Origin of the sequence: Sphingomonas mali NBRC 15500, from assembly GCF_001598415.1 — a bacterium.
GTDB lineage: Bacteria > Pseudomonadota > Alphaproteobacteria > Sphingomonadales > Sphingomonadaceae > Sphingomonas > Sphingomonas mali.
Map to the genome: position 1 here is coordinate 1 of NZ_BCYX01000105.1, position 928 is coordinate 928.

General features: G+C 67.2%; 1 pseudogene. It reads right to left on the reverse strand.

Features of this window, described 5'->3' with window-relative positions:
* A pseudogene (locus SMA01S_RS23980) lies at positions 1-928 on the reverse strand (hypothetical protein); the annotation flags it as partial.

Consider the following 928-nt stretch of genomic DNA (forward strand, 5'->3'; position numbering starts at 1 on the left):
CGCACCGGTGCCGCTCGCGAAGCTCGGATCGCCGATCGCCACCGCGCCGTCGCCGAAAGCGGTGTTGGAGCGGCCGATCGCCACCGCACCGCCGCCGGCAGTGCCGGCATTGGCCGTGCTCAAATTGCCGATAGCGACGTTGGTGCCGGTCGCGCCGGTGGTGGTGCTGGCACCGATGGCGACCGAGGACGAACTACCGGCGACGGCCGCATAGCCCATGGAAACCGACCGAAGGAAACCAGCAACCGTATTCTGTCCGATCGCGACGGATTGGATCCCCGTGGCGGACGCTGCAGTCTGCGCGCCACTCGATCCGCCGCCGCCGATCGCAATGGCGCCAACAGCAGTTGCATTCGCGCCGCCCGCTCCGCCGCCGATCGCGACCGCCATAGTGCCTGACGCGTTGGTGTTGCTTCCCAACGCCGTAGCGTTGGAGCCTGCGTTCGCGTTGCCGCCGACCGCGGTGCTGGTGTCCGACGAGCTGCTCGCCGAGTTGCCGATCGCCACCGACCCGACGGTTCCTGCCGTCAGGTTTGCAGCACTGGCACCATTGCCGATGGCAACGGCGTTCTGCCCGTTCACCGAGGCGCCCGTCCCCATTGCGATTGTATTGCTCCCGGCCGTCGAGGCGCCTGTCCCGAACGCGATCGAATCGGCTCCGCTGGCGGCCGTCGAAGCACCGACGCCAAGCGCGACCGAACCGATGCCAAGTGCGCCGTTATTGGTGTAATTGCCGCCGGTCACGCCGCCATCGTTGACACTGACATAATGAACCGCAGTCGTCGCGACGGTGGTCGCAAGCGAATCGATCGACTGGTTGGTGGCGAACAGCTGCGATCCGTTGACGGCATCGGTCGAGCTGCCACTGATGCGGCCCGCGGCGACATTGGTGATCGTCCGTTCGGCGCCGGGTGCGCCGACGCTCACT